Below are 23910 nucleotides of genomic sequence, written 5' to 3'. Positions count from 1 at the left end.
GATTTTGATATAATAATTGAAAACAACAGCAAGAGATATAAAAATGATAAAAAAGTTACTACTAATAGTACTGATTAGCATCTCAGCTTTTGGAGTTGAGATAGTTATAGACAAAACTGTTAAAAAACTAGATATTAAAAAATCAACTCTAAAAAGAGATGATGTAAAAGAGGTAGTTAAAGATATTACTACAGGTTTAATGTGGCAAGATGACTCTCGTGCAAAAAGTGTCAAAAAAGATTGGAATGACGCAAAAGAATATTGTCAAAACTTATCACATGGAGGTTATAACGATTGGTATTTACCAACTATAATAGAGTTAGAGAGTATAGCTGACTATAGTAAGGTTAATCCAGCCATAAAAGAAGGTTTTAAAAATGTAACTTCTAGCAATTATTGGTCGTCGTCTGTGAATGTTCCAGTTTCTGAATACGCTTGGTATGTGTACTTTGACAATGGCTATTCCCTCTATTACAGACAGACAAGTAAGTATTATGTTAGGTGTGCAAGGGCAGGACAATAGTGACGTTATAAGTTTTGAAAATTTGGAATTAAATAATACAGGAAAGAGAAATGAAAGTAATCCTTTTGATTTTGATAGGCTTTATCTTGGCTTCTGCAAATATTGTAGTAGATAAAAAAACAGTTCTTGTGTGGCAAGATGATAACGATGCAAAAAGTGTTGTAAAAGATTGGGAAAGTGCAAAAAAATACTGTAACAATTTAACACTACAGGGATATGATGATTGGTTTTTACCAACCGCTGAGCAGCTTTTAACCATAACTGATAAAAATATATACCTCCCTTCGATAAAAAAAGAGTTTAAAAATGTCACTTCTAGCACTTATTGGTCGTCGTCCGTGAATGTTTCAGATTCTAAGTACGCTTGGAATGTGAACTTTAGCGGTGGCAATTCAGGCAGCAGTAGTAAGACGGATAAAAATTATCTCAGGTGTGCTAGGGCAGGACAATCTGAGCTTTTGAACTTTGATAAATTAATCTCAAAATTAGTAGAAGAGGAACTAAAAAATATTCCTAAACCACCAAGTGAGCTAAAACTAGTAAAAGATGAATTTGAAACTACTGCGGAGTTTAACAAACGAGTAGATAGTACGAAGATAAAGCAAAAACAAGAGATAGTTGAATATAAAAAGAGTTATGCAACAGCAAAAGTTCAAGCAAAAATCAATGCAATCAAAAATGCCTTAGAAATAACTTGGGGAAAACCAACTCTAACAAATCTAAAATATGATGCGGACAATGGCTATTTTGTTGCAGATATATCGTTTGAAGCCAAAAAAGAGTTTTCTAAAAAAGTTGCTATAAAAGTGCAAAGAGAAGATGCAAAAGCTTTTAAAGATGAGTTTGCTTCTTTAAAACCAGAAGCTGTTTTTGAGTATGACGGAAGCAGTGTGAAACTAAAAGATATAAGAGTTCCTTACAAGAAAAAAACTTATATGGCTCTATTTACAGATATGAACATAGATGATACAAAAGTAGCAGTAAACATCAAAAATGATATAAGTGTAGAGAGTAGTTTTAGAAGTTCTGTGATAGTAGCGCAAAATGAAGTCAGTAGTTTTAATGCAAGTAAGCTAAATAACTTTCGTGAACTGGATAATCTACTTAAAAACTCTAAACAAGCTAAAGAAGATAAAACCAAATGGCTTTTTGTGGTAGGAATAGAGAATATGAGTTTACAGATATATATCTTATGCACAGAAGTGCAGAGATGTTTGTTCAACAGCTCAAAAGAGGTTAGGAGTTCAAAGTAAATAGTTTTGTGCTTATAAATGAGAATGCTTCTCAAGCAAAGATAAAAACAAGTATGAAAAAGATGCTTCGCCGTGTGAAGAGTGGAGACAGCATCTACTTTTATTACAACGGTCATGGAGTTCCAGTACCGAGCTTGAATAATGAACCTTTTATGCTTGCATCTAACACAGAACCAGACTTCGTAGCAGATGAGAGTTTTTTCGCACTTAAAAATATATATGCACAATTAAGTGCTTCAAAAGCAGATAAGATAGTAGCAATAGTTGACTCGTGCTTTAGTGGAGTTACCGATGGTAAAGCTGTACTAAAAGGTGTAGCCGCTACAAAGATGGTAGCAAAGTCAGTTGAATTTGATAAAAATAGAATGGTGGTAATGAGTGCAGGAAAAGGTAACCAATACTCAAACGGCTATGATAAAAAAGCACATCGCCTCTTTAGCTTTTATGTGATGAAAAACATCATAGAAGGAGATAGTGACATCAAGACTCTCTTTAAAGATACTAAAGCTCAAACTTATGATACTTCTTTAGAAGAGTATGGTGATGTAAGAGCACAAGAACCTACCATAGAAGGTAACTTTAGGTTGAGTTTGTGAGAAAAATACTTTTAATTATTGTACTAGTAGCATCTGCATTTGCTAACCCTATGTGGTACCACAATGTCCAAAAGACAAAAGCAAATAGTTATGTGGGTTATGGAAGTGGAGTTGATGAAGTACATGCAAAACAAGAAGCATTTAACGATATAACTTCTCAAATCTCTGTAAGTGTAAAGACATCTTTTTCTCAGAGCCAAAAAGTGAGAGACGGAGAGTTTAAAAGCAGTGAAGACTTTAGTTCTGCCCAAAATTCAAATGCGACTCTGTATGACTATGAACTTTTAAAGTCTGAGTTTAGTGATGGCAAGTATTTTGTGTGCGTGGAGTATGAAAATATCCCATCTTTAGATAAGTTTATTCGTAAAGTCAAAGCAACAAAACTTGAAAATGAAAAACAAAATAGCTACATAAAAAATACGACTATTGCCAAGAAGTTAAAAAAAGCACTGAAAAAAGATATAAACTTTGAGCTTGTAAGAAAAGATAAAAAGTGGTTTATCAAGTACAAAAATATACTTCAAGCCCTTGATAAAAAAGATTTTGCAAAGTTTTTTACAACAGTTGATAATTCTAAGATAAGTATAAATACCAATAAGCCTAAGAATATTTTGTACAATGAAGATAAGTTTTTCTTCAAAGTTAAGTCTGCAAAGAATGGTTATGCATCTATACTTACAGTTTATGAAGACGGTACAGTTTCAACACTTGTGAGAAATGTAGCTATTAAAAAAGAAAAACAAGAAAATATTCCAAATAAAGAGTTTGAAACTATACCAGAAGCAGGGCTTATGCAAAAAGGGGTAGAGACATATGACCTTTATGTGTTGATAGTAAGTAGTGAGAAAATACATTTTGACAGCTTCGCTCAGGCTGATGAAGCGTTGATAGAAGAAGAGAAGTATAAAAATTTTGATGAGCTTATAGAGTTTATGAACGATAAAAACTACGCTACACTCAAAGTTGTGACAAAGCCAAGAATCTACTAAAATTTGATATAATCATTAAAATAAAAAAATTTAATAAAGAGAACAATTATGGATAAAGTCGAACCAATGACACTTTTCGGTTACGAAAAATTACAAGCAGAAGTAAGAGATTTAAAAGAAGTAAAAAGACCAGAAATTGTAAAAGCAATTGAAGAAGCATTGGAACATGGTGATTTAAAAGAAAACGCTGAATACCATGCAGCTAAAGAGGCTCAAAGAAATATAGACAATCGTTTAGCTGATTTAGCTTCTATTTTAGGCTGTTCTCGCATAGTAGACCCAAGTGAGCTAGAGCATGCAAAAATCAGTTTTGGATCAACCGTGGTTATGACAGATATGGATAGTGATGAAACAGTTACATATACTATAGTCGGTGGCTGTGAGAGTAATCCTGATATGGGATTAATCTCTTTTGCTTCACCTCTAGCAAAACAACTTCTTGGTCGTGAAGAAGGTGATGAAGTGAAAGTTGTACTTCCAGGCGGTGCTAAAGAGTACGAGATAGAAGAAGTTAAATATCAGGAGATTGTATTTGAGTGTCATTAATGTAGGAGTTATCGGAGCTAGTGGTTACACTGGCTTGGAACTTGTAAAAATTCTTATTAACCATCCAAAGTTTACTCTGGCTTATGTTGCTAACTCTGAGGGTGAAACAACTATAGATAAATTGCATCCATCACTCCAAGGTGTGTGTAACTTGGAAGTTCAAAAAGCTGACATAGAAGCTTGTGCTTCTAGTTGTGAGCTTGTTTTCTTAGCGCTTCCTCACAAAACAGCTATGGCGTATGTCAAACCACTTATTGCTAAGGGTGTAAAAGTAGTTGATCTCTCAGCTGATTACAGACTACCTCAAGATATCTATGAAGAGTTCTATACACCACATACAGATCCCCAGAACTTAGAGCATGTTGTTTATGGTCTTCCAGAGATGTATCGAGAAGAGTTGAAGTCTGCAAAACTTGTAGCAAATCCTGGTTGTTTCCCAACTTCTGCACTTTTAGGACTTCTTCCATTTATGGATAAAAGAGTAGAAAATACGCCGATTATAATAGATGCTAAAACTGGTGTAAGTGGAGCAGGAAAAAAACTTAGTGATGTTACTCACTTTGTGAATGTAAATGATAATCTATTCGCCTATAACCCACTTATGCACAGACATGCTCCAGAGATTGCACAAAAGCTTGGAGTAGATTTTGATGAGGTGAATTTTGTTCCTCATCTTATCCCTTTGACTCGTGGAATGATCTCGTCTATCTACATTCAAGTAAGTCAAGATTTTGATGCATCAAGCGTGCTAAAAGAGTTTTATAAAGATGAGCCTTTTGTTCGTATTAGTGAGAACCCTGTTGATATGAAAAATGTAGCAGGGACAAATTTTTGTGATTTATATGTAAAACAAAAAGGCAATATACTTTTTATATCGAGTGCTATAGACAATCTTATGAGAGGCGCTTCATCTCAAGCTGTTGTAAATGCTAATATAATGATGGGTTTATGTCAAAAAGATGGGATACCAAATATAGCTTATGTCCCATAATATAGAGTTAAAAGAGGGTGCATTTGTTGTCTCAGATGCACACTACTCGCACATTCGCCCAGAGTTTCTGGACTTCTTAAAAGCAATCCATGCAAAACAACTTCAACCTACTCAGCTCATACTCATGGGTGACATTTTTGATACACTTTTTGGCAATGTACCATATACGCAAGAAGTAAACTCTCAAGCTGTAAGCATATTAAACGAGATATCTCAGACAATCGAAGTGATATACCTAGAAGGAAACCATGATTTCAACTTAAAAAAAGTTTTTCCAAAAGTAAAAGTTTTTGGTATCAAAGAACAACCTCTAAAAGTAGAGTATGGAAGCAAAAAAGTTTTACTGGCACATGGTGATATAGAGAGCCCTTTATTTTATAATATATATACTTCTATTGTCAGAAATCCATTTGTTATTAGTGTTTTAAATATTTTAGATTCTATATCAAGACACTTAATTATAAATAGATTAGATGAGTATTTAAGTAAAAAAGATGACTGTAAAGAGTTTAGAGGCTTTAGAGAGTTTATAGAAAAAAGATTAGATAATAAATACCAATGTAACTACTTTATAGAGGGGCATTTTCATCAAAATAAAATGCTAGAACTTGAAGATTTTAGATATATAAATTTAGCAGCTTTTGCTTGCAATCAAAGATATTTTATTGTAAAATCGTTCAAAGACGTTGAATTGTTAGAAGAAAATATTTTTTCTATACAAGACGATACGGTCAGGAGATATTAAATATGAAGATAGACGATTCGCTGAGAGTGGGTTCTAATGAAATGGAACTTGTTGACTTTCGCATTCTAAAAGAAGAAGACGGCGAAGTTTACGAGGGGATTTACGGTATAAATGTTTCAAAAGTACGTGAAATAATTAAGATGCCTCGCCTAACAGAACTTCCTGGAACACCTGAATATATAGAAGGTATTTTTGATTTAAGAAGTGTTGTGATCCCCGTTGTAAATTTAGCTAAATGGATGGGTATCGTTGAGCCGGCAAATGCTATAGCAAACTCAAGAGTTATTATTACAGAGTTTAATAATGTTCTAATAGGATTTGTTGTTCATGAAGCAAAAAGAATAAGAAGAATAAATTGGGGTGACATTGAACCAGCTGCTTTTATAAGTGGATCAGGCTCTATGGATGGCAGTAAAATTACTGGTGTTACAAAAATAGAAGATGATAATGTACTTCTTATTCTTGACTTAGAAAGTGTTATCCAAGAATTGGGTCTTTATGAACCTGATATTGATCATATACCAGAACACATGGATAACTTTTCTGGTTTAGCTCTTGTACTGGACGATAGTTTAACGGCTAGAAAAATTGTTAAAGAAGCCATACAAAAGATGGGCTTTAGTGTTATTGAAGCTGGAGATGGACAAGAGGGCTTAGATAAGCTAGAAGAACTTCATAAAATGTATGGTGATGATATATCAAAACAATTAAAGATAATTATTTCTGATGTTGAAATGCCGAAAATGGATGGTTTCCATTTTGCTGCAAATGTTAAAGAAGATGGAAGATTTAAAAATATTCCTATTGTGTTTAACTCATCGATTAGTGATCATTTTAGTGAAATTAGAGGTAAAGAAGCCGGTGGAGAAGCTTACTTAGTTAAGTTTGAAGCAAGCTCATTTTATGATGAAGTTGCACGAGTTGTTCGTGCACATATGAAGTAGGAGTGTAAATATGGATGAATTTCAGGAAATATTACAGGATTTTTTAGTTGAATCTTTTGAGCTAGTTGAAAAGTTAGATGAAGATTTAGTTGAGCTTGAAGCAACACCGGAAGACTTAGAACTTTTAAATGGAATCTTTCGCGTTGCCCATACAGTTAAAGGTGCTTCATCATTCCTAAATTTTGATGTTTTAACTCACCTTACACATCACATGGAAGACGTTTTAAATAAAGCTAGACATGGTGAGTTGATTATTACTCCAGATATTATGGATGTTGTTCTAGAGTCTATAGATTTAATGAAAACACTCTTAAACATTATTCGTGATACAAGTTCAGATTCAGGAGTGGATGTTTCAGCTTGTGTGGCAAGACTTGACAAAGTAAGTGGTGGAGATGGAGCGGTTCCAACTCCAGAAGCATCTGCACCAATTGTAGAAGTTGCACCTGTGGTAGAGGAAGTTGCATCTGATGAGCCGGACTATGAAAATATGTCTGATGATGATGTTGAGGCTGAGATTCTGAGACTTCTTGATGAGAGACAAGCTGAAGATAGAGCTAAAAGAGAAGCTAAGATCGCAGCAGGAGAAGATGTTCCAGCACCTCCTCCTTCTCCTGAAGACGTAGTTGAAGAAGAGACTTCTAAGCCAGCTCCAGCTGCTGCTCCAGTTCATGTGACTCCAACACCGTCTCCTGTGTTTGACGAAGTAGAGGATCCAAGAAATGATACTAAAGCTGCTGCGCCTGCAAAGAAATCAGCAACTACAGTAGAGCAGACTATTCGCGTTGATGTTAAAAGACTTGACCACTTGATGAACCTTATTGGTGAGCTGGTTCTTGCAAAAAATAGACTTATTAAAATCAATGATGATGTTGAAGAGCGTTATGAGGGTGAAGAGTTTTTAGAAGAGTTAAATCAAGTTGTTTCTATTGTTTCCCTTGTTACAACTGACCTACAAATCGCGGTTATGAAGACAAGAATGCTGCCAATTGGAAAAGTATTTAACAAGTTCCCTAGAATGATTCGTGACTTAAGCAGAGAGTTAAACAAGAAAATTGAACTCGAAATTGATGGTGAAGAGACAGAACTTGATAAATCAATCGTTGAAGAGATTGGTGATCCATTAGTTCACATTATTAGAAACTCTTGTGATCACGGTATAGAAATACCATCGATACGTTTAGCTGCTGGAAAAAATGAAACAGGTACAATTTCTTTAACAGCGTACAATGAAGGAAATCAAATCGTTATTCAAATTGACGATGATGGTAAAGGTCTTGATGCTGAGATGCTGAAAAATAAAGCATTGGAAAAAAATCTTATCAGTGAAAAAGAAGCTGATAATATGAGTGATAAAGAAGCTTTTAGTCTAATTATGAAACCAGGATTTTCTACTGCTGCAGCTGTTACAAATGTTTCAGGTCGTGGTGTTGGAATGGATGTTGTAAAAACTAATATAGAAAAAGTTAATGGTATTATTGATATTGAGAGTGAGAAAGGACGAGGTAGTTCTATTAGACTTAAAATTCCTCTAACACTTGCAATCATTCAAGCTCTTTTAGTTGGTGTACAAGAAGAGCATTATGCGATTCCACTATCGTCAGTACTAGAAACTGTTAGAATCTCTAAAGATGAGATTTATACAGTAGAGGGTCGTTCTGTTATGAGATTGAGAGATGATGTACTATCTTTAGTTCATATTGGAGATATATTCGAAGTTGAAAGAATTTTAGATTCAAGCGAGCATGCGTATGTTGTTGTTCTTGGTCTTGGTACTCAAAAACTTGGACTTATTGTTGATTCTTTAGTAGGTCAAGAAGAAATAGTTATTAAATCTCTTGGTGAGTACTTAAAAGGTATTGATGGTATCGCAGGAGCAACAATCCGTGGTGATGGTGGTGTAACACTTATCGTAGATGTAGTAGCAATTATGGATATGGCAAAAACTGTAAAAGCAACAGCTTTAGTTTCAGATACATCAGGAGCTGCTCAGATTGCACTGGAAAAGACTAAAGCAAGTGACTATACTGTAATGATTGTAGATGATTCTAAAACAGATAGAATGATTATGAGAAAATCACTTGAAGCAACAGGCATAACATTGGTTGAAGCTGGAGATGGACAAGAAGCATTAAATATCTTAAAGCAGGGTGATCATAATTTTGATGCAATGCTTATTGATATTGAGATGCCAAGAATGGATGGGTATACTCTAGCTACAGAGATAAAAAAATACAACAGATATAAAACTATGCCTTTAATTGCAGTTACATCTCGTACAGGTAAATCTGATCGTATGAGAGGTGTTGAGTCTGGAATGGTAGAGTATATAACTAAGCCTTACTCTGCTGATTATCTATCAAGTGTAGTTCAAAGAAATATTAACTTTAAAACGGAGTTCTTATAATGAGTGATAAATTAAAAGAAATAATTAGCAAACAGGGTGAGCAGCAAAGCGATTCTATAGACCAATCAGATGATATAGTACAATTAGTTGGTTTTATAATTGGTGAAGAAGAATATGCAATTCCTATTTTATCAATTCAAGAGATTATCAAGCCTTTTAGTTGGACAAGAGTACCTCAGGTTCCTAAGTATGTAATGGGTGTTTTTAATCTTCGTGGTTCTGTTATTCCTCTTATTGATCTTCGTTTGAAGTTTGGTTTAAGTGAGAAAAAACATAGTGATGAGACTCGTTTTATTGTTATGAAAGATGACGATGATGTTGCCGGATTTGTTATAGATAGACTAACAATGGCAATTAGAATCAAGAAATCTAATATTGGGCCTGCTCCAGACACAATAAGTGGAGACGATACTATGATTGATGGTGTTGGTAAACAAAAAGATAAAATTATTACTATACTAAAAGTCAACAAATTATTAGAGAGAGATTTTTAATTAACCATTCATTCTCAGATGCTAAACTCTCCTTGAAATTTTCAGGAGAGTTTACACTTTACACCGTGACTTCTTACCAAAATAAGATAGATGAAATTGATTTTTCACAAGTTAGAAAAGTTGATTTTGATTTAGAAGATGTAGTCTACTTTGATACTGCAGCATCTATCTTTATAAACTCATTAATACATAAGCTTACTCAAAAAAACATAACATCAAATATAATTACTACCAATAAAGATATATTGGATACTTTGGAATTAGTTTTAAAATCAAAAAAAACTTCACAAGCGATACCGGAGGAAACTAGGCCGAATTTTCTAAATATTATAGGTGAAAACACATATCTGTATTACAGTGGTTTTGTTGCATTTATGGCATTTATCGGTCAGCTTTTCGCAACTAAAATCAATACTCTAAAAACCATTAAAAATATAAGGTTTAAAGAGATAGCTTTTGAAATAAACGAGAGTGCAATTAAAGCTTTGGGAATTATTTCACTAACAAGTTTTTTAATAGGTCTAGTGGTCGCTTATCAATCAGCATATCAACTAAAGATATACGGAGCAAATATATTTATAGTGGATATGCTGGGAATCTCTATGCTTAGAGAACTGGCACCACTGATGACTGCTATAGTAATAGCGGGACGAAGTGGTTCAGCATTTACAGCACAAATAGGTGCTATGAAGATAACAGAAGAGTTGGATGCTATGAGAACTATGGGGTTCGATCCGTATATATTTTTGGTTCTTCCAAGAATAATAGCCCTTATGATTGCCATGCCAATTCTTATTTTTGTTGCAGATATAATGAGTGTGTTTGGCGGATTACTAGTAGCAGTTATAGATTTAGATATCAGCCCTCAGCTTTTTATAGATAGGTTTAATGATGTTGTAGCTGCTAAGCATTTTTTTATAGGGATAGGTAAAGGTCCATTTTTTGCATTTATTATTGCATCTATCGGGGTCTATCGTGGTTTAGAAGTTAAAGATGACACTCAAAGCATAGGATTCAATACAACAAAAAGTGTTGTTGAATCTATATTTGCAGTTATTATATGTGACGCAATATTCTCAATTCTTTTTACAAACCTGGGGATATAATGGCTAGTATGATTGAAGTGAGAAATGTTAAGACCATTTTTGAAGAGAGAATAGTTCATGATGGACTTAATCTTAGTATAAATGAAGGTGAAATCTATGGACTAATAGGTCCATCAGGATGTGGGAAAACAACTCTCCTTCGTGAGATGGTAATGTTACAAAACTATTCTAGTGGTTCAATAGAAGTCTTAGGCCATGATCTTGGTAGTATTAGACATGAAGAAGCACAAAAGTTAAGAAGAGAGTGGGGTGTTTTATTTCAGGCAGGTGCACTTTTTTCTTCATTAAATATTAAAGAAAATATATCATTACCGTTAAAAGAGTATACAGATCTTTCACAAAAGATGATAGATGAAATAGTAGAGTTTAAAATAAATCTTGTTGGGTTAAAATCCGCAGATGCTCTTCTTTATCCTTCTCAAATAAGTGGTGGTATGAAGAAAAAATCAGCTCTTGCACGTGCGCTTGCTATGGACCCAAAACTTCTGTTTTTAGATGAACCTACAAGTGGCTTAGACCCTATATCAGCGAGAGAATTTGACGCACTGATACTTAAACTCAGAAAGCTTTTAGGACTAACTATAGTAATGGTTTCACACGATTTACAATCAATTTATGATACACTTGACAAAGTCGCAATTATAGACAATAAAAGAATAGTTTACGAGGGTGATTTGAGCAATATTAAAAATACTAAAAGTGAATTCATACAAACATTTTTTAGGGGTAATTTTGAATAATAAAGTTAACTATACAGTAGTAGGTTTTATGGTCCTACTTGGGGTCACTTTAATGTTAGCATTTACTTACTGGCTGTTAAAACCAGCAGAAGAAACACAGACTCAAAAATACAACATACTCTTTGACGAGTCTGTGCTTGGTCTTAATCTTGATGCTGCTGTTAAGTATAGAGGAATTAGTGTAGGAAAAGTAAGTAGACTAAGAATTAATCCTAAAAACTCAGAACAGGTAGAAGTTCAAGTAACAATATTAAAAACTACACCTGTAAAAGAAACTACTGTTGCAAAGCTAACTGCTCAGGGTATTACAGGACTTAGTTACATTAACTTAAGTTTGGGAGATAATGGTGCTGCTAACCTGGTGGCTAAAGAGGGTGAAGAATATCCTGTTATAAAAACGGAAGATTCTTTTTTTGAACAATTTGAAAAATCACTTGAAAGTGTCTCTACTAAATTATCTAAAACACTAAGCGGTACACAAAAGCTTTTAGCTGAAAATAATCAAGAAAATATAACGCTACTATTAAAATCAACCGCATCTTTTATGACTCAGATGGATAAGCTTCTGAGTGATGAAGCCATAGCTAACTTTCACTCATCAATAAAAAACTTTGATAATGCTACAAAAAAAATAGATGTTATGATGCCAAAAATCGAGCACTTTGTAGATAATAGTGTCGCTTGGGAAAATAAAATAGCAAAAACTTTCTCGTCAATAATGAACAGTTATCTTGGGATTAAAGCTTCTATGGACAGGTTTAAACTAGCCGTGGATAGTGGGGATTTTAATTTAAAAGAGATATCTACTGACATCGTTCCTACAATGAATAATACACTTATTGAATTACAACACTTAATGATAAGAATAGAAGGTGCATTAAACCAGTATGAAAGAAGTCCTGGTGATATTTTATTTAAACAAGAAGAGATTAAAAAAGGTCCAGGAGAGAAATAATGATAAGAGTTTATTTTGCAGTAATACTTGTGTTTTTGTTATCAGGTTGTTCTACAACAAAACCTGCAGTTACGGAATATAAACTATCTCTAAAGACACTAAAACACAGTACTGATTCAAAAGGGTGTATAGATAAGTCACTCAAAGTTTCACAAGCATTCAGTTCAAGCTCGCTAATGTCTTTACAGATGAACTATGTATTAGACGGTCATAAAATATATGCTTTCTCACAAGCACAGTGGAATAACTCTCCAAATCAAGAAGTGTCATCTCAAGTGGTTAAGGCACTAAGAGACTCTAAACTATTTAAAAACGTTCAAAATTCAAAGTCAAGAAGTAGGGGTGACTTGATTCTAGAGATAAATATAGAAGACTTTATGCAATACTATAGTAAAGATCTAGATAAGTCAGATGCAAGTGTAGGTATTAGCTTAACATTGATTGATTCAATAAGCAGCGAAGTAATATCGACAAAAACTTTTAGTGCAAAAAAAGAGACTAGTTCTCCAGATGCATCAGGGGGAGTGAAAGGCTTAGACGCTGCACTTACTAATGTACTTGAACAAGGATTGGATTTTTTGAATGAGGTTTGTAAGTGATAAAAGAGAGCGAATATCAAAAGAGAAGAGAATTATTAGCAAAAAAGTTAGCTAAGAACTCATTAACAGTCCTCTTTAGTGCAGATAATAAAACTCGCTCTAATGATACTAATTATCCATATAGACAAAATAGCAACTTCTATTATCTTACAGGTTTTAAAGAGGATAACTCGTGCTTGGTTATTGTAAAAAATAAAAAAGATAGAAAGACCATATTTTTTGTTCAACACAAAGATGAAGTTTATGAACTTTGGAATGGAAAAAGATTAGGTGAGGTTGAAGCAAAAAAGAGATTTTTAGTTGACTCTGTTGTTGTGAGTAAAGATTTTAAAAAGAGTATAAAAGAGCTTAGTAAAGATAAAAAATACCTCTATTATGACTTTGGTGAGAAACTCTCTAAAGCTAAAAAACTTCTAAAAAACAGTTTTAAAGCTCATCGAGATATCTCATCTTTGATTGGTGAGATGAGACTTATTAAATCAAAGCCGGAAATAAACCTAATTAAAAAAGCTATCCATATTACAAAAGAAGCACATCACGAAGCAATGGCTTTTAATAAAAAACATAAGAATGAATATGAACTTCTTGCATCAATAGAATATAACTTTAAAAAGTATGGTGCATATAGTGACGCATATACTTCAATTGTCGCATGTGGAGATAGTGCTAATACACTGCATTATATTTTTAATGACAAGCCTCTAGTAGATGGTAAGCTTATTTTAATAGATGCCGGATGCGAGTATGAATACTATGCAAGTGATATAACAAGAACTATCCCTGTAAACGGTAAGTTTTCAAAGGCTCAAAAAGATTTGTATAATATGATATTAGATACTCAATATGAAATTATTAAAATGATAAAGCCTGGAGTTCTAAGATCTGACTTACAAAAAGAGGCTGAGATACTTCTTACAAAAGGTATGCTAAGACTTGGTATCTTAAAGGGTACATATAAGAAGCTTATAAAGAGGCAAGAACACAAAAAGTACTATCCACATGGCATAGGACATTGGATGGGACTAGATGTTCATGATGAGGCTCCATACTTAGATGTGAACTCTAAAGAAATACAACTCAAAAAAGGTATGGTGTTAACTATAGAACCTGGAATCTACATATCTAAAGATGATAGAAGTGTGCCTAAAAAATTTAGAGGTATAGGAATTAGAATAGAAGATGATATTTTAGTTACTAAAAATTCTCATAATAATTTATCTAAAAAAATTGCAAAAACTGTAAAAGAAATTGAGAGCATGAGTTATTACTTTGCATAAGGCTGTGGCCACTTTTTCCCTTATCCATTAGTATAAGAGTATGACCAGCCTGTAAGCTTATTTATTTTTGCTTCATGAAAGTTTTCAGAATCTGCTAGAAAATCCATAACAAACATAACTGCATGGGGGATAGTTCTCTGATCTTCAGGTCTTATTAAAAGTAGAGGCATTGGTGTGTCTTGATTACTTTTTCCAAAACCAACTGGCATTAATTGACTCATGAGTTCAGTTGGTTTTGTAATTCCTTGTTCTTCTAAAAATTTATTTAAAATAGCATCTTGAACGTCTTGTGTAAATTTATCTTTTGTATTTAAAAATATACTAAAGTGTATAGGAGTATCTTTAAAATGTCCAGGTGCAGAAGCAGCCATTATTATGTACTCTACATTTTTTAGATGCAAAGAAATCTCTATAGGGTCCAAGTAAGTGTCTGTAACTATAGCCTTGGCTTCCACTATTTATTCTCTTCCATTAGAGGTCTGCCTATTTTTGCTTCAACTTCAGCTTGAAGGTCCGCCATAGCCTGTCTAATCTCATCTATATGATATGGAGGAACATTGTCATCTTGAGACCATATCACCTGATCAACATTTCCACCATAGTCTTCACCCATTTTTTCAAACTTTTCTTTGTATTCATCCATGTTTTTACAGATTTCAACTCTGCCATCTGATGTGTCAGTTAGTTCGATAAACCACTCATTATTTTCATCTACTTTTATTTTTGACTCAAATATTAGGCTCATAACTATTTTTTACCAGTCTCGTCAAAGCGTCTAGCAAAACCTTCAAGGTCTTTTTTCTTTAAATCACCGTTATAAACGATGTCTCTTGGATCTATATCTTCATCATTTAGCATCTTGGGAACAACATCAGAATTTGATAATACTTCCATATGCTCATTCAGCTCATCTTCACTGTATGCCATTTGCATGTCAGCTGTAATTACATGAGGGATTGCTTCAATAACACGAAGTTTTTTTAACTCTTCTTCAACACCTGCACCTTCTATAGTGATAATGATACGACCTTCTTCATCATGCATATGATAATCACATACTTCACAATCTTTTAGGCTCTGAACCACTTCTTCTAAAAACTTTGGTACTGTTTTAACTACTATACTTGAAACATTCATTCTGTTTTCCTTATTATTTGAGTTTATTTTATCTTATAAAGATTAATGGTTTTATCATCACTAGAAACTAAAAACTCATTTTCGTTTAAAAAGAGTATCTTTGAAAGAGTCATTTTATTTCCTCCAAATTTACCCAGAACCGATTTTGTAATTGTATTAAATACTGTTATATTATTATTTTCATCACTTGAATAAGCTACTCTTTTCCCGCTTGGAGATAAGCCGACACTATAAATCAAAAAACTAGATGACTGATAGTAGGCTGAGTCAAACTTATAGGCATATATTACCACTCTTCTATCTTGCCCAGCAGTTGCAATAATTCCATTTTTATAATCTATTTGAAAAACATTATCTAAATTCTGTCCTTCAAGAAGATTAATCAGTTTCCCATCTTTCATATTATGAATCTTTAGACTTCCGCTCTCATCTGCAACGATGGCTTCGTCTTTATTTTCACTCAACGCAAAGTCTGAAAACTTTGCTCCTGAAACTTGTATGCTCCAGTTATAAGCTTTTGTATTTAAGTTAAAAGATATAAGTTCATTACTCAACATTCCCAGTAGAATTGTATCTTTGTTTAAAAACTTAACCTTTGATATTGTTAGATTTTTAGTATATGGAATAATCAGTTCAAGCTTTTTATCTTTATAAATATGAACTCTTCTAAATCCATTTTTAGCTTGAGATAGAAGAAGTACTTGATTATCTAAAACATCCACAGAGTAGATCTTTGAATCAACTTCATCACCCATAAAATCTTTAATCTTACTAATTTCAATTTTTTGGATTATTTTTCGACTCTCTAGATCAAAAATATCCACGCAACTAGCATTAGTTGCACTATAGAGTTTAGAGCCACTTATTAGCATATCTGTAACTGGTCCAGTTGATATGTATTGTTTTAGTGGCATTTTTATATCTGCAAATATTATAGAAGTTATAAAAACTGTTAAAAGTAGAATTCTAATCATTTATATTACCTCAAAATGTATAGATGTTGCCGGACATCTGCTTAGACAAAAACCACAAGATGTACATTTGTCATTTATCTCAGGCATAAACATAGCTTTAAAATCAATAGCATTGTCTAAGCACGGATCTTTACATGAAAAACACATAACAGCATTCCAGCTTAGACACTCGTTTTTTGAAATAGTAACCTTAGCATTTATATTTCTTTTATCTTCAACGCTAAGAACTCCAAATTCACAGGCTTTCGCACATTCATCGCAAAATGTACATCCACTATGAGAAAAATCCAAGTAAGGAGTTTGATCATCTGCAATTTTTATTATTTCTTCTTCACAAACAGTGGCGCATTTTGCTTCGCACTTACTACACTCATTGAGAAAAAGAGATTCGTCGTTAAAGTAAGGTGGTCTTATATGTCTCTCTGGACTGTTTTTTTTAAGGTTTTCACCTTTAAGTTTGGAGGCCAGAGAGCTAAAAAGCTCTCTTCTTTCCATTAGTGACCTAAACTACCAGATGGAGAATTTGCATTTGCAATATCTGCCGCAGATACTTTACCGCCTTCACCTTTAACAGTGTCTAATTGATCAGTTAGAGCTTTTCCGCTCCAGCCTGATTTATTAGCACCATCAGGACGTGTATATGTAGCTTCGAACGTATTCTCAACTGCCAATGCACCTTGAGATTGTGGAGCATGACACTGCGTACAGTTAAATCTTGCACCTTGAAGATGAGTTGACTCTTTTATAGCTACCTCATTTTTCATATTATCAATACTCTTCGTAAACTCTTGACCATCATATTTATGCTTTGGTCTAAAGTTTGTAAAGTGTGATACTGGAATTGATGTAGCACCCATTGAACTTGCAACTTCTGGCATATGACAACCAGTACATTGGTTATCTCCTATTTTAATAGGTAACATTCCATCTGTGTCATGTGGAATCATCGGTGGAGCATCTTGGAATGCTCTTTGAATCATTTTACCACTACCAGCTGCACTTGTACTATACTGAGTTTTGTCCCCAGTTGTAGTATCTTCACTATATAGGTCGGTTTTTCTAAGACCTAAAGATGCCTCAGTAATTGTTGGTGCCACTTTAGCGTTTGCAGATGGAGCAGCTTTACCACTATCCCCACATCCTACAATTAGCAGTGCCGCAGCAACTAAACCAATCGTTATCTTACTCATTGTTTTCATTGTTACTCTCCCGTTTTTTTGTTTTTTGCTAGTTCCCTGATTGAGAAACCAAGTGCATTATCATCACACACTTCAATACATCTTGCACAATTTGTACATTCACCTGAAAGTACAGGTAGGCTTTCTTTATCTATCATGTGTAAAACTTGGCGCTCAGGACAAACTGTTTTACATTTCATACATGCAGTACAATTTTCTACAGTATGTTTTACTCTAATCAGACTAAATTTACCTAAAAGTGAGTAAAAACCACCTAGAGGACATAGATGCCCACACCAGCCATTTTTAAGCACAAACAGGTCAAAAAGAAAAATAATGAGCATTGCTGCCCATCCAAATCCTAAACCAAATACAATCCCTCTATGAACCATAGAGATTGGACTAATAAATTCAAAAGCAGTAATGCCCATCACTGCTGAGATAATTAAACTTAAAACTAAAACCCAGTATCTCATATAGCGAGTTGCTGGTTGTCTCTTTTGGTTACGATCAATATCAAGTACATTTCTTAAGTATGCCGCAGCATCAGTTATCATATTTATAGGACAAACCCAACTACAAAATACGCGACCGCCTATTAGTAGATAAAAAATACCAATAATTGCAGCACCTATAAGTAAATCAGTTGCTAAAATAGCACCTGCAGCTAGCATTTGTAATGCAGCATATGGATCACTTAAAGGCACAACACCTAAAAAACTTGATGAACTAAGGTTTCCCATTAGGATAGTCCATCCCCAATGATTCGCTCCAAAATATAACAATAGCAAACCTATCTGGACAAATCTTCTTAAAAATAAATATCGGTAATTATTCCATAGCTTAGCCATTAGTATAAATCTCCCGAATCATTTAAAGAGTCAACAGCACTCTCCTTACTTATCTTAGTTTGGGTTTTGATTTCTTCAGCATTTTCTAAACGCTTTTCATCATTTTTATCCCATCCTTTGATGTAGTAGTCTCCTGCTTTACCAGTTGCGACTTCTCTAGGAAGTACAAATATAGCTGCTTTTTCTGTAACACAAGCTCTTTCACATAAGCCACATCCAGTACAGATGTCAGCGTGAACAATTGGTTTCATAAAAGCGTGTTTACCAGTCCTCTCATTTTTTTCATACACAATTGTTATGGCTTCTCCTAAAAGAGGGCAAGCTCTATAACATGCATCACATTGAATTCCCCAAAAAGCTATACAACTTTCATCATCAATAACTGCAAGACCCATATCGGCTACATTTATATCAAGTTTACCTTTAGTTGTAACGCTCGATTCATCAAGTGCACCTGTCGGACAAACAGGCACACAAGGAATATCTGGACACATATAACAGGGAATATCCCTAGGAATAAAATATGGAGTTCCTAGAGGTTTATTATCACCTGGTTTAGCGAGTAACAGTGTATCGTACGGACATGCTTCAACACACAATCCACATTTAATACAAGTTTTCAAAAAATCTTTCTCTTCTATGGCTCCAGGTGGGCGCAGAAGCAGTTGTGAAGCTGTAACTTCATCAACATAAGCGCTCCATACCAATCCACCAAGTGCTGTAACTCCAACACCCCGTGCCATAGTGAGGATAAATCTTCTTCTATCACTCAATGGTTCTTTTCTTTCTATTTTAGGTCTGTTTTCGCTCAAAACGAATCTTTCCTTACTCTAAATCTAGTATATTTATTTATCTATGCTTTGTAAATTTTTACAGCACATTTTTTGTAGTCTGTCTGTTTTGATAATGGACAAGTCGCATCTAGACAAACTTTATTGATAAATACTTTCTCATCAAACCATGGTACAAACACTAGTCCTCTAGGAGTTCTATTTCTACCTCTAGTCTCAACTCTAGCTTTAACTTTACCACGACGAGACTCTACCCAACATAAAGCACCTTGTGTAAGACCTTTATCTTTAGCATCTTGTGGGTGCATATAACATAACGCTTCTGGAACTGCACGATATAGTTCAGGTACACGCATAGTCATAGTTCCTGAGTGCCAGTGTTCAAGTACACGACCTGTACATAACCATGTATCATAGTTAGCATCCGGCATTTCTGGAGGATCCATGTACGGACGAGCAAATATTTTGGCTTTGTTTGGTATCTTTAACTTACCAAGAGTTTTATCAAAACCGTTTAGATTACCTTGAAGACATTCTTTTAAGAAACCACCGTAGAATGCATGTGAATTACCACTTTCTTTTGTAGCTTTCGCTGCATAAGGATCGTATTTCGCATTAAATCTCCACTGAGTCTCTTTACCATCAACAACAGGCCATTTAAGACCACGAACTTTATGGTAAACATCAAATGGTGCAAGGTCATGACCGTGACCACGAGTAAACGCTGCATACTCTTCAAAAAGATATTTATGGATAAAGAAACCGTAACCAGTAAACTCTTTACCGTCTGAACCAATAACTTTACGAGAGTCACCAGAACACTCAGAATTGTCATAACCAGCTTGTACTGGATCGTTCATATCAATTTTGTAAGATTTAGCTCTATCATTAGCGAATAGAATTTCATACATAGTTGTATTTTCGTTGTATCCTAAAGCTTTGATTTTGTCTAATGGAACGGCTTTCATATCGCCTTTGCCCCATCCAACTTTTACGTCTTTCATCCATAGATCTTTAACCGTAAAACGCTTAGAGAACTCAACCCACTGCCATGTATCAGACATTGCGTTTCCTACTGGAAGAACTTGTTGTCTCCAGTGTTGAGTACGACGCTCAGCATTACCATAAGCACCCCATTTTTCATAGATCATTGCAGATGGAAGAATAAGGTCAGAAACTTTAGCAGAGATACCTGGGTATCCATCAGAAGTTACAATGAAGTTATCCATTTCACGAGCTGCTTTAATCCAGTGAGAAGCAGAAGCAGAATCTTGGTAAGGGTTACAAACATTTACCCATGCAAATTTAACATGACCATCTTCGATGTCACGGTGGATACGCATGATGTGTTGTCCCATTTGACCATTGATTGTTCCTTCAGGAATATGCCATGCTTTTTCAGCAATTGCACGGTGCTTAGGATTTTTAACCATCATATCAGCTGGAAGTCTGTGAGTAAACGTACCAACTTCACGAGCTGTACCACAAGCAGAAGGCTGACCAGTTAAACTGAACGCACCATCACCTGGTTTAGCTTGTTTATTAAGCATAAAGTGAACATTATAAGCAAGTGTATTCGTCCAAGTACCACGTGTATGTTGATTCATACCCATAGTCCAGAAAGATACTACTTTTCTACCTTTTTCAATATAAAGGTTAGCTAGTTCTTGAAGTTTCGCTTGGAAACTTTCAATAGACTCATCCGGATCACCTTTTGAAATTTTAGCTGTATATTCTAGTGTATATGGTTCTAAAGATTTTTTGTATTCTTCAAAGTTAATCAACCAGTGTCTAAGGCCCGGTTGGTTATGAATCATCTCATCACCAGCTTTATAACCATAAGGTGCTAGTGCTGGAGCTTCTTTTTCAGAAACAATAGTTTTCATCTCTTTTGAAATAGTTTCCATTTCAAGAGCTGTATACTTACCTTCTTTGATAGATTTATCACTAGATTTTCTCATACCATAACCGATGTTTGGAGCTGCTGCTGCAAATACCATATGCTTGTTTACGAAATCCCAATCAATTGATTCAGGGTTGTTATATACAATTTCTCTAGCAATATAGTTCCACATTGCTGTATCTGTATTTGGTGAGAAAATGATTTCTGTATCAGCTAGATCTGAAGTTCTGTGAGTATAAGTTGACATATTGATAACTTTTACTCTTTCAGGGTCTGAAAGTTTTCTGTCAGTTACACGAGACCAAAGGATCGGGTGCATTTCTGCCATGTTTGAACCCCAAGATACGATTGTATCAGTAAGCTCGATATCATCATAACAACCTGAAGGCTCATCAATACCAAATGTTTGATAAAAACCAACAACCGCAGATGCCATACAGTGACGAGCATTAGGATCGATTGCATTAGAACGGAATCCAGCTTTCATCATTTTTTGAGCTGCATAACCTTCCATTACAGTGTATTGTCCAGATGCGAATACTGCTACACCCTCAGGACCTTTTTCGTTAAAAGCTGCTTTAGCTTTTTCTTCCATAATATCGAAAGCTCTTTCCCAAGATACAGGAGCAAACTTACCTTTTTTATCAAAGTTACCCTTATCATCCATTCTTAGTAGTGGTTGAGTTAGTCTGTCCGCACCATACATAATTTTTGCATTGAAGTAACCTTTAATACAGTTAAGCCCTCTGTTAACTGGAGCCGCAGGGTCCCCTTTAACAGCAACAATTTTACCATTCTTAGTAGCCATCATGATACCACAACCAGTACCACAGAAACGACAAGCTGCCTTGTCCCATCTCCAGCCGCCTTCAGCTTTGTCCGCCGCTGCTTGTAGCTCTGCTGGTACACTCATACCAATTGCTGCTGCTGCAGATGCTGCCGCTGAACTTTTAAGAAATTCTCTTCTTGAAAGTGACATATTTTCTCCTGTTTGATAATTTTCGAAACGAAGCAAATTCAAAAATTGCTTTATTCCAATTTTTGTTAAGGTGTCCATTAACGATTTAATATTAGCACTTTGAAGGTAAAAAAATCTTTGACTTATGTCAAAAAGTTAGAAAAATATATTAAGTTTTGTTTTATCTATAGATATATGGAATATAAGTAGCACTCAGAACTTACTATTATATTCTAGAATCCTGGCAGCTTTTGGTAAGTTTTTCTAATTCTAGTTTTAGATTAGATAATTTTTTTGTAGAATTGATTAATTCTTCTGTAGATTCAATAACAATATCTTCACTGTTATTCAGATGCTTGTGAACAAGTGATTTATCTTTTAGCTCATCAATTATAGAGTCAAATTCGTCTGTAAGTTCTCCTAATTTTGAAGCAGCCCTCTCTGATTGGAGTAAAGCTTCGTTTGAATACTCCATAGCTGTACTTACTTTTTGTATAAAACAGTTTATAGTATCGCTAACTTCAACAATTTCTGTTTCACTTTCAGCTTCTAGTTTTAGCGGTTTTATATTTGTTATATCTTCATTATTCATAAGCATTTTGGAGTACTGCATAAATGCATCTACATGTGATTCTATTAAGCGCAGTTGTAGAAGTGAATATATAAAAAGTATAAGAAGTATAAAACCTGACGTGTATTGAAATATCTTTATAAAATTAGTTTTATTCTCACTGTAATCAGTGTACATTGTCACTAGTTTGTCTACATTATCTAAAAGTATTGTATTGTCCCTGTATATTGCAGTGACAATATCTTCTAGTTCTGCTTTTCTATTCACATTGGAGTTTGTGAATAGTTTGAAGTTTTGAATATTTTCATAAAAATTTTTCCAAAGTTTACTTACCTCTATCTGTTGAAGTGATATCTGATATGTAGGAACTGGTGATATATTTTTGTTTGAATCACCATGTCTTAAAGTGTTAAGGCCCTTTATAAATTCATCAACTGCAGCATTTAATTCGTAGAAATCTTTGTTTGAACTATAGTGTATATAAAAAACATTTTTTGACATTTTCTGCGTCAACATTCTTTGTTTACCAGCAATATTAATAACAAGCGCATCTTTTTCATTCTGCTGATTTAAATATATTGTCGTAGCAATAACGCTGAGCATTAAGGCTATAAGGAGAGCTCCTAATATTTTAATTTTTGTGCTGATACTTGATGATTTTTTCATAATTGATCTCCTTTGAATATATTATTTAGTTGTTCTAAATCTAAGATAGAAACATTTGAGTTTTCTACCTCAATAATATTACTTCTTTTTAGCTTCTTTAAAACTCTTGATAGTGTCTCAGGCTGAATATGAAGCATAAAAGAGACATCTTGCCTTTTAAGTGAGTTAAACATCTCTAAATCATCACTGAGCATAAATGCTACTTTAGCTGTAGCATCAAAAACAAGTTCTCTATTTACAACACAGTGAAGTTGATGTGTTTTTAGTAATATTTCATTGATAAATTCATTGTTTAGTATGTTATTTGCTAGGAATCTTTTTTTAAATTCTGTAAAATTTACTTCTAAAATAACACTGTCTTCCATAAACTCTGAGTTTGAGTAACAGTAGATAGAATCACTATCCAAACTGGTTAGTTCAGATATAAGAGAGTTCTTGTGAATATGATATAGAAAAATTTCATTCTCAAATTTATCTATTTTGTAGACTTTTAGTACACCGGAGACAAGAAAGAATATTTTATTAGAAGTGTCATTTTCATAATATAGTATTGAACCTTTTGGGTACTCAACAATATTTGAAATATCCTTTATCTCTTTTATTTGATTGTCATCTAAAGATTTAAAGAAATTTAATTTTTTAATTGATTCAAGTTTTTCTTCTGACATATATTCTCTACTTTTTTAAAAATTCTTTTAACTCTTCTGTACTATTCT

The 23910-nt window shown here is 34.0% G+C and carries 26 protein-coding genes; 15 read left to right on the top strand and 11 right to left on the bottom strand.

Going from position 1 to position 23910, the window contains the following annotated elements:
* Positions 1-16: 16 nt before the first annotated feature.
* Genes SMGD1_RS03020 through SMGD1_RS02950 form a run of 15 tightly spaced genes read left to right on the top strand, consistent with a single transcriptional unit; the run spans position 17 to position 14165 of the window.
* Positions 17-523 carry an Lcl C-terminal domain-containing protein gene (locus SMGD1_RS03020; RefSeq protein WP_241761434.1) on the top strand — a complete coding sequence of 169 codons (507 nt, stop codon included), beginning with the start codon at positions 17-19 and terminating at the stop codon, positions 521-523.
* A 50-nt stretch (positions 524-573) separates the two neighbouring features.
* Entirely contained in the window at positions 574-1776 is a 1203-nt protein-coding gene (locus SMGD1_RS03015) for an Lcl C-terminal domain-containing protein (protein WP_008340607.1), read from the top strand.
* Positions 1777-1784: 8 nt separating this feature from the next.
* A complete protein-coding gene (locus tag SMGD1_RS03010; RefSeq protein WP_008340604.1) occupies positions 1785-2372 on the top strand; it encodes a caspase family protein in 588 nt (195 codons plus the stop codon).
* A complete protein-coding gene (locus SMGD1_RS03005) occupies positions 2369-3361 on the top strand; it encodes an LPP20 family lipoprotein (protein ID WP_008338014.1) in 993 nt (330 codons plus the stop codon). Before SMGD1_RS03010 ends, SMGD1_RS03005 begins: the two co-directional genes overlap by 4 nt.
* A 48-nt stretch (positions 3362-3409) precedes the next feature.
* The gene (greA, locus tag SMGD1_RS03000; protein WP_008337764.1) at positions 3410-3907 is read left to right on the top strand and encodes a transcription elongation factor GreA; all 498 of its coding nucleotides are present in this window, start codon (positions 3410-3412) and stop codon (positions 3905-3907) included.
* Positions 3894-4898: an N-acetyl-gamma-glutamyl-phosphate reductase gene (gene argC / locus SMGD1_RS02995; RefSeq protein ID WP_008337921.1), complete on the top strand. Its 1005-nt coding sequence runs from the start codon at positions 3894-3896 to the stop codon at positions 4896-4898. Before greA ends, argC begins: the two co-directional genes overlap by 14 nt.
* Positions 4888-5643: a UDP-2,3-diacylglucosamine diphosphatase gene (locus SMGD1_RS02990; RefSeq protein WP_008338080.1), complete on the top strand. Its 756-nt coding sequence runs from the start codon at positions 4888-4890 to the stop codon at positions 5641-5643. The genes argC and SMGD1_RS02990 overlap by 11 nt, the downstream gene beginning before the upstream one ends.
* Before the next feature lie 2 nt (positions 5644-5645).
* Complete coding sequence (locus tag SMGD1_RS02985; RefSeq protein WP_008337876.1) at positions 5646-6587, top strand: chemotaxis protein; 942 nt, start codon at positions 5646-5648, stop codon at positions 6585-6587.
* Positions 6588-6597: 10 nt separating this feature from the next.
* Entirely contained in the window at positions 6598-8994 is a 2397-nt protein-coding gene (locus SMGD1_RS02980) for a hybrid sensor histidine kinase/response regulator (protein WP_008337690.1), read from the top strand.
* On the top strand, positions 8994-9488 hold the full coding sequence (locus SMGD1_RS02975; RefSeq protein ID WP_008337724.1) for a chemotaxis protein CheW: 495 nt from the start codon (positions 8994-8996) through the stop codon (positions 9486-9488). Before SMGD1_RS02980 ends, SMGD1_RS02975 begins: the two co-directional genes overlap by 1 nt.
* A 32-nt stretch (positions 9489-9520) precedes the next feature.
* On the top strand, positions 9521-10594 hold the full coding sequence (locus tag SMGD1_RS02970) for an ABC transporter permease (protein ID WP_008337952.1): 1074 nt from the start codon (positions 9521-9523) through the stop codon (positions 10592-10594).
* The gene (locus SMGD1_RS02965; protein WP_008338063.1) at positions 10594-11334 is read left to right on the top strand and encodes an ABC transporter ATP-binding protein; all 741 of its coding nucleotides are present in this window, start codon (positions 10594-10596) and stop codon (positions 11332-11334) included. Before SMGD1_RS02970 ends, SMGD1_RS02965 begins: the two co-directional genes overlap by 1 nt.
* Complete coding sequence (locus tag SMGD1_RS02960; protein ID WP_241761433.1) at positions 11327-12289, top strand: MlaD family protein; 963 nt, start codon at positions 11327-11329, stop codon at positions 12287-12289. The genes SMGD1_RS02965 and SMGD1_RS02960 overlap by 8 nt, the downstream gene beginning before the upstream one ends.
* Complete coding sequence (locus tag SMGD1_RS02955; RefSeq protein WP_008340596.1) at positions 12289-12888, top strand: ABC-type transport auxiliary lipoprotein family protein; 600 nt, start codon at positions 12289-12291, stop codon at positions 12886-12888. Before SMGD1_RS02960 ends, SMGD1_RS02955 begins: the two co-directional genes overlap by 1 nt.
* Positions 12885-14165 carry an aminopeptidase P N-terminal domain-containing protein gene (locus tag SMGD1_RS02950; protein ID WP_008337989.1) on the top strand — a complete coding sequence of 427 codons (1281 nt, stop codon included), beginning with the start codon at positions 12885-12887 and terminating at the stop codon, positions 14163-14165. Before SMGD1_RS02955 ends, SMGD1_RS02950 begins: the two co-directional genes overlap by 4 nt.
* Positions 14166-14185: 20 nt before the next feature.
* Here the strand turns inward: SMGD1_RS02950 and SMGD1_RS02945 are convergent, their stop codons facing one another.
* From SMGD1_RS02945 to SMGD1_RS02895, 11 genes are all read right to left on the bottom strand, one after another.
* A complete protein-coding gene (locus SMGD1_RS02945) occupies positions 14186-14620 on the bottom strand; it encodes a hypothetical protein (RefSeq protein ID WP_008337890.1) in 435 nt (144 codons plus the stop codon).
* The gene (locus SMGD1_RS02940) at positions 14620-14910 is read right to left on the bottom strand and encodes a hypothetical protein (protein WP_008337839.1); all 291 of its coding nucleotides are present in this window, start codon (positions 14908-14910) and stop codon (positions 14620-14622) included. The genes SMGD1_RS02945 and SMGD1_RS02940 overlap by 1 nt, the downstream gene beginning before the upstream one ends.
* Before the next feature lie 2 nt (positions 14911-14912).
* Positions 14913-15302, bottom strand: a complete 390-nt coding sequence (locus SMGD1_RS02935; protein WP_008337997.1) for a chaperone NapD — start codon at positions 15300-15302, stop codon at positions 14913-14915.
* A gap of 23 nt (positions 15303-15325) precedes the next feature.
* Positions 15326-16276, bottom strand: a complete 951-nt coding sequence (locus tag SMGD1_RS02930; protein WP_008337754.1) for a WD40 repeat domain-containing protein — start codon at positions 16274-16276, stop codon at positions 15326-15328.
* Positions 16277-16771 carry a ferredoxin-type protein NapF gene (locus SMGD1_RS02925; RefSeq protein WP_008340593.1) on the bottom strand — a complete coding sequence of 165 codons (495 nt, stop codon included), beginning with the start codon at positions 16769-16771 and terminating at the stop codon, positions 16277-16279.
* Entirely contained in the window at positions 16771-17475 is a 705-nt protein-coding gene (locus tag SMGD1_RS02920) for a nitrate reductase cytochrome c-type subunit (RefSeq protein WP_008338108.1), read from the bottom strand. Before SMGD1_RS02920 ends, SMGD1_RS02925 begins: the two co-directional genes overlap by 1 nt.
* 2 nt (positions 17476-17477) lie before the next feature.
* The gene (gene napH, locus SMGD1_RS02915) at positions 17478-18305 is read right to left on the bottom strand and encodes a quinol dehydrogenase ferredoxin subunit NapH (protein ID WP_081444057.1); all 828 of its coding nucleotides are present in this window, start codon (positions 18303-18305) and stop codon (positions 17478-17480) included.
* The gene (gene napG, locus SMGD1_RS02910) at positions 18305-19117 is read right to left on the bottom strand and encodes a ferredoxin-type protein NapG (RefSeq protein ID WP_008337933.1); all 813 of its coding nucleotides are present in this window, start codon (positions 19115-19117) and stop codon (positions 18305-18307) included. Before napG ends, napH begins: the two co-directional genes overlap by 1 nt.
* Before the next feature lie 41 nt (positions 19118-19158).
* The gene (gene napA, locus SMGD1_RS02905; RefSeq protein WP_008337904.1) at positions 19159-21978 is read right to left on the bottom strand and encodes a nitrate reductase catalytic subunit NapA; all 2820 of its coding nucleotides are present in this window, start codon (positions 21976-21978) and stop codon (positions 19159-19161) included.
* A gap of 205 nt (positions 21979-22183) precedes the next feature.
* Complete coding sequence (locus SMGD1_RS02900) at positions 22184-23194, bottom strand: type IV pili methyl-accepting chemotaxis transducer N-terminal domain-containing protein (protein ID WP_008338110.1); 1011 nt, start codon at positions 23192-23194, stop codon at positions 22184-22186.
* Complete coding sequence (locus SMGD1_RS02895; protein ID WP_008337901.1) at positions 23191-23862, bottom strand: Crp/Fnr family transcriptional regulator; 672 nt, start codon at positions 23860-23862, stop codon at positions 23191-23193. The genes SMGD1_RS02900 and SMGD1_RS02895 overlap by 4 nt, the downstream gene beginning before the upstream one ends.
* Between the last annotated feature and the right edge of the window lie 48 nt (positions 23863-23910).

The sequence above is a fragment of the Sulfurimonas gotlandica GD1 genome (genome assembly GCF_000242915.1).
Taxonomy (GTDB): Bacteria; Campylobacterota; Campylobacteria; order Campylobacterales; family Sulfurimonadaceae; genus Sulfurimonas; species Sulfurimonas gotlandica.
This window is presented reverse-complemented; position numbering and strand designations above follow the sequence as displayed.

Bases quoted from the DNA above. Each gene is read 5' to 3' on its own strand.
- SMGD1_RS02955 (WP_008340596.1), top strand. From the start codon at position 12,289: ATGATAAGAGTTTATTTTGCAGTAATACTTGTGTTTTTGTTATCAGGT.
- SMGD1_RS03015 (WP_008340607.1), top strand. From the start codon at position 574: ATGAAAGTAATCCTTTTGATTTTGATAGGCTTTATCTTGGCTTCTGCA.
- SMGD1_RS02935 (WP_008337997.1), bottom strand. From the start codon at position 15,302: ATGAATGTTTCAAGTATAGTAGTTAAAACAGTACCAAAGTTTTTAGAA.
- SMGD1_RS02900 (WP_008338110.1), bottom strand. From the start codon at position 23,194: ATGAAAAAATCATCAAGTATCAGCACAAAAATTAAAATATTAGGAGCT.
- greA (WP_008337764.1), top strand. From the start codon at position 3,410: ATGGATAAAGTCGAACCAATGACACTTTTCGGTTACGAAAAATTACAA.
- SMGD1_RS02965 (WP_008338063.1), top strand. From the start codon at position 10,594: ATGGCTAGTATGATTGAAGTGAGAAATGTTAAGACCATTTTTGAAGAG.
- napA (WP_008337904.1), bottom strand. From the start codon at position 21,978: ATGTCACTTTCAAGAAGAGAATTTCTTAAAAGTTCAGCGGCAGCATCT.
- SMGD1_RS02920 (WP_008338108.1), bottom strand. From the start codon at position 17,475: ATGAAAACAATGAGTAAGATAACGATTGGTTTAGTTGCTGCGGCACTG.
- SMGD1_RS02895 (WP_008337901.1), bottom strand. From the start codon at position 23,862: ATGTCAGAAGAAAAACTTGAATCAATTAAAAAATTAAATTTCTTTAAA.
- SMGD1_RS02975 (WP_008337724.1), top strand. From the start codon at position 8,994: ATGAGTGATAAATTAAAAGAAATAATTAGCAAACAGGGTGAGCAGCAA.
- SMGD1_RS02980 (WP_008337690.1), top strand. From the start codon at position 6,598: ATGGATGAATTTCAGGAAATATTACAGGATTTTTTAGTTGAATCTTTT.
- SMGD1_RS02940 (WP_008337839.1), bottom strand. From the start codon at position 14,910: ATGAGCCTAATATTTGAGTCAAAAATAAAAGTAGATGAAAATAATGAG.
- SMGD1_RS02925 (WP_008340593.1), bottom strand. From the start codon at position 16,771: ATGGAAAGAAGAGAGCTTTTTAGCTCTCTGGCCTCCAAACTTAAAGGT.
- SMGD1_RS02930 (WP_008337754.1), bottom strand. From the start codon at position 16,276: ATGATTAGAATTCTACTTTTAACAGTTTTTATAACTTCTATAATATTT.
- SMGD1_RS02990 (WP_008338080.1), top strand. From the start codon at position 4,888: ATGTCCCATAATATAGAGTTAAAAGAGGGTGCATTTGTTGTCTCAGAT.
- napH (WP_081444057.1), bottom strand. From the start codon at position 18,305: ATGGCTAAGCTATGGAATAATTACCGATATTTATTTTTAAGAAGATTT.
- SMGD1_RS02985 (WP_008337876.1), top strand. From the start codon at position 5,646: ATGAAGATAGACGATTCGCTGAGAGTGGGTTCTAATGAAATGGAACTT.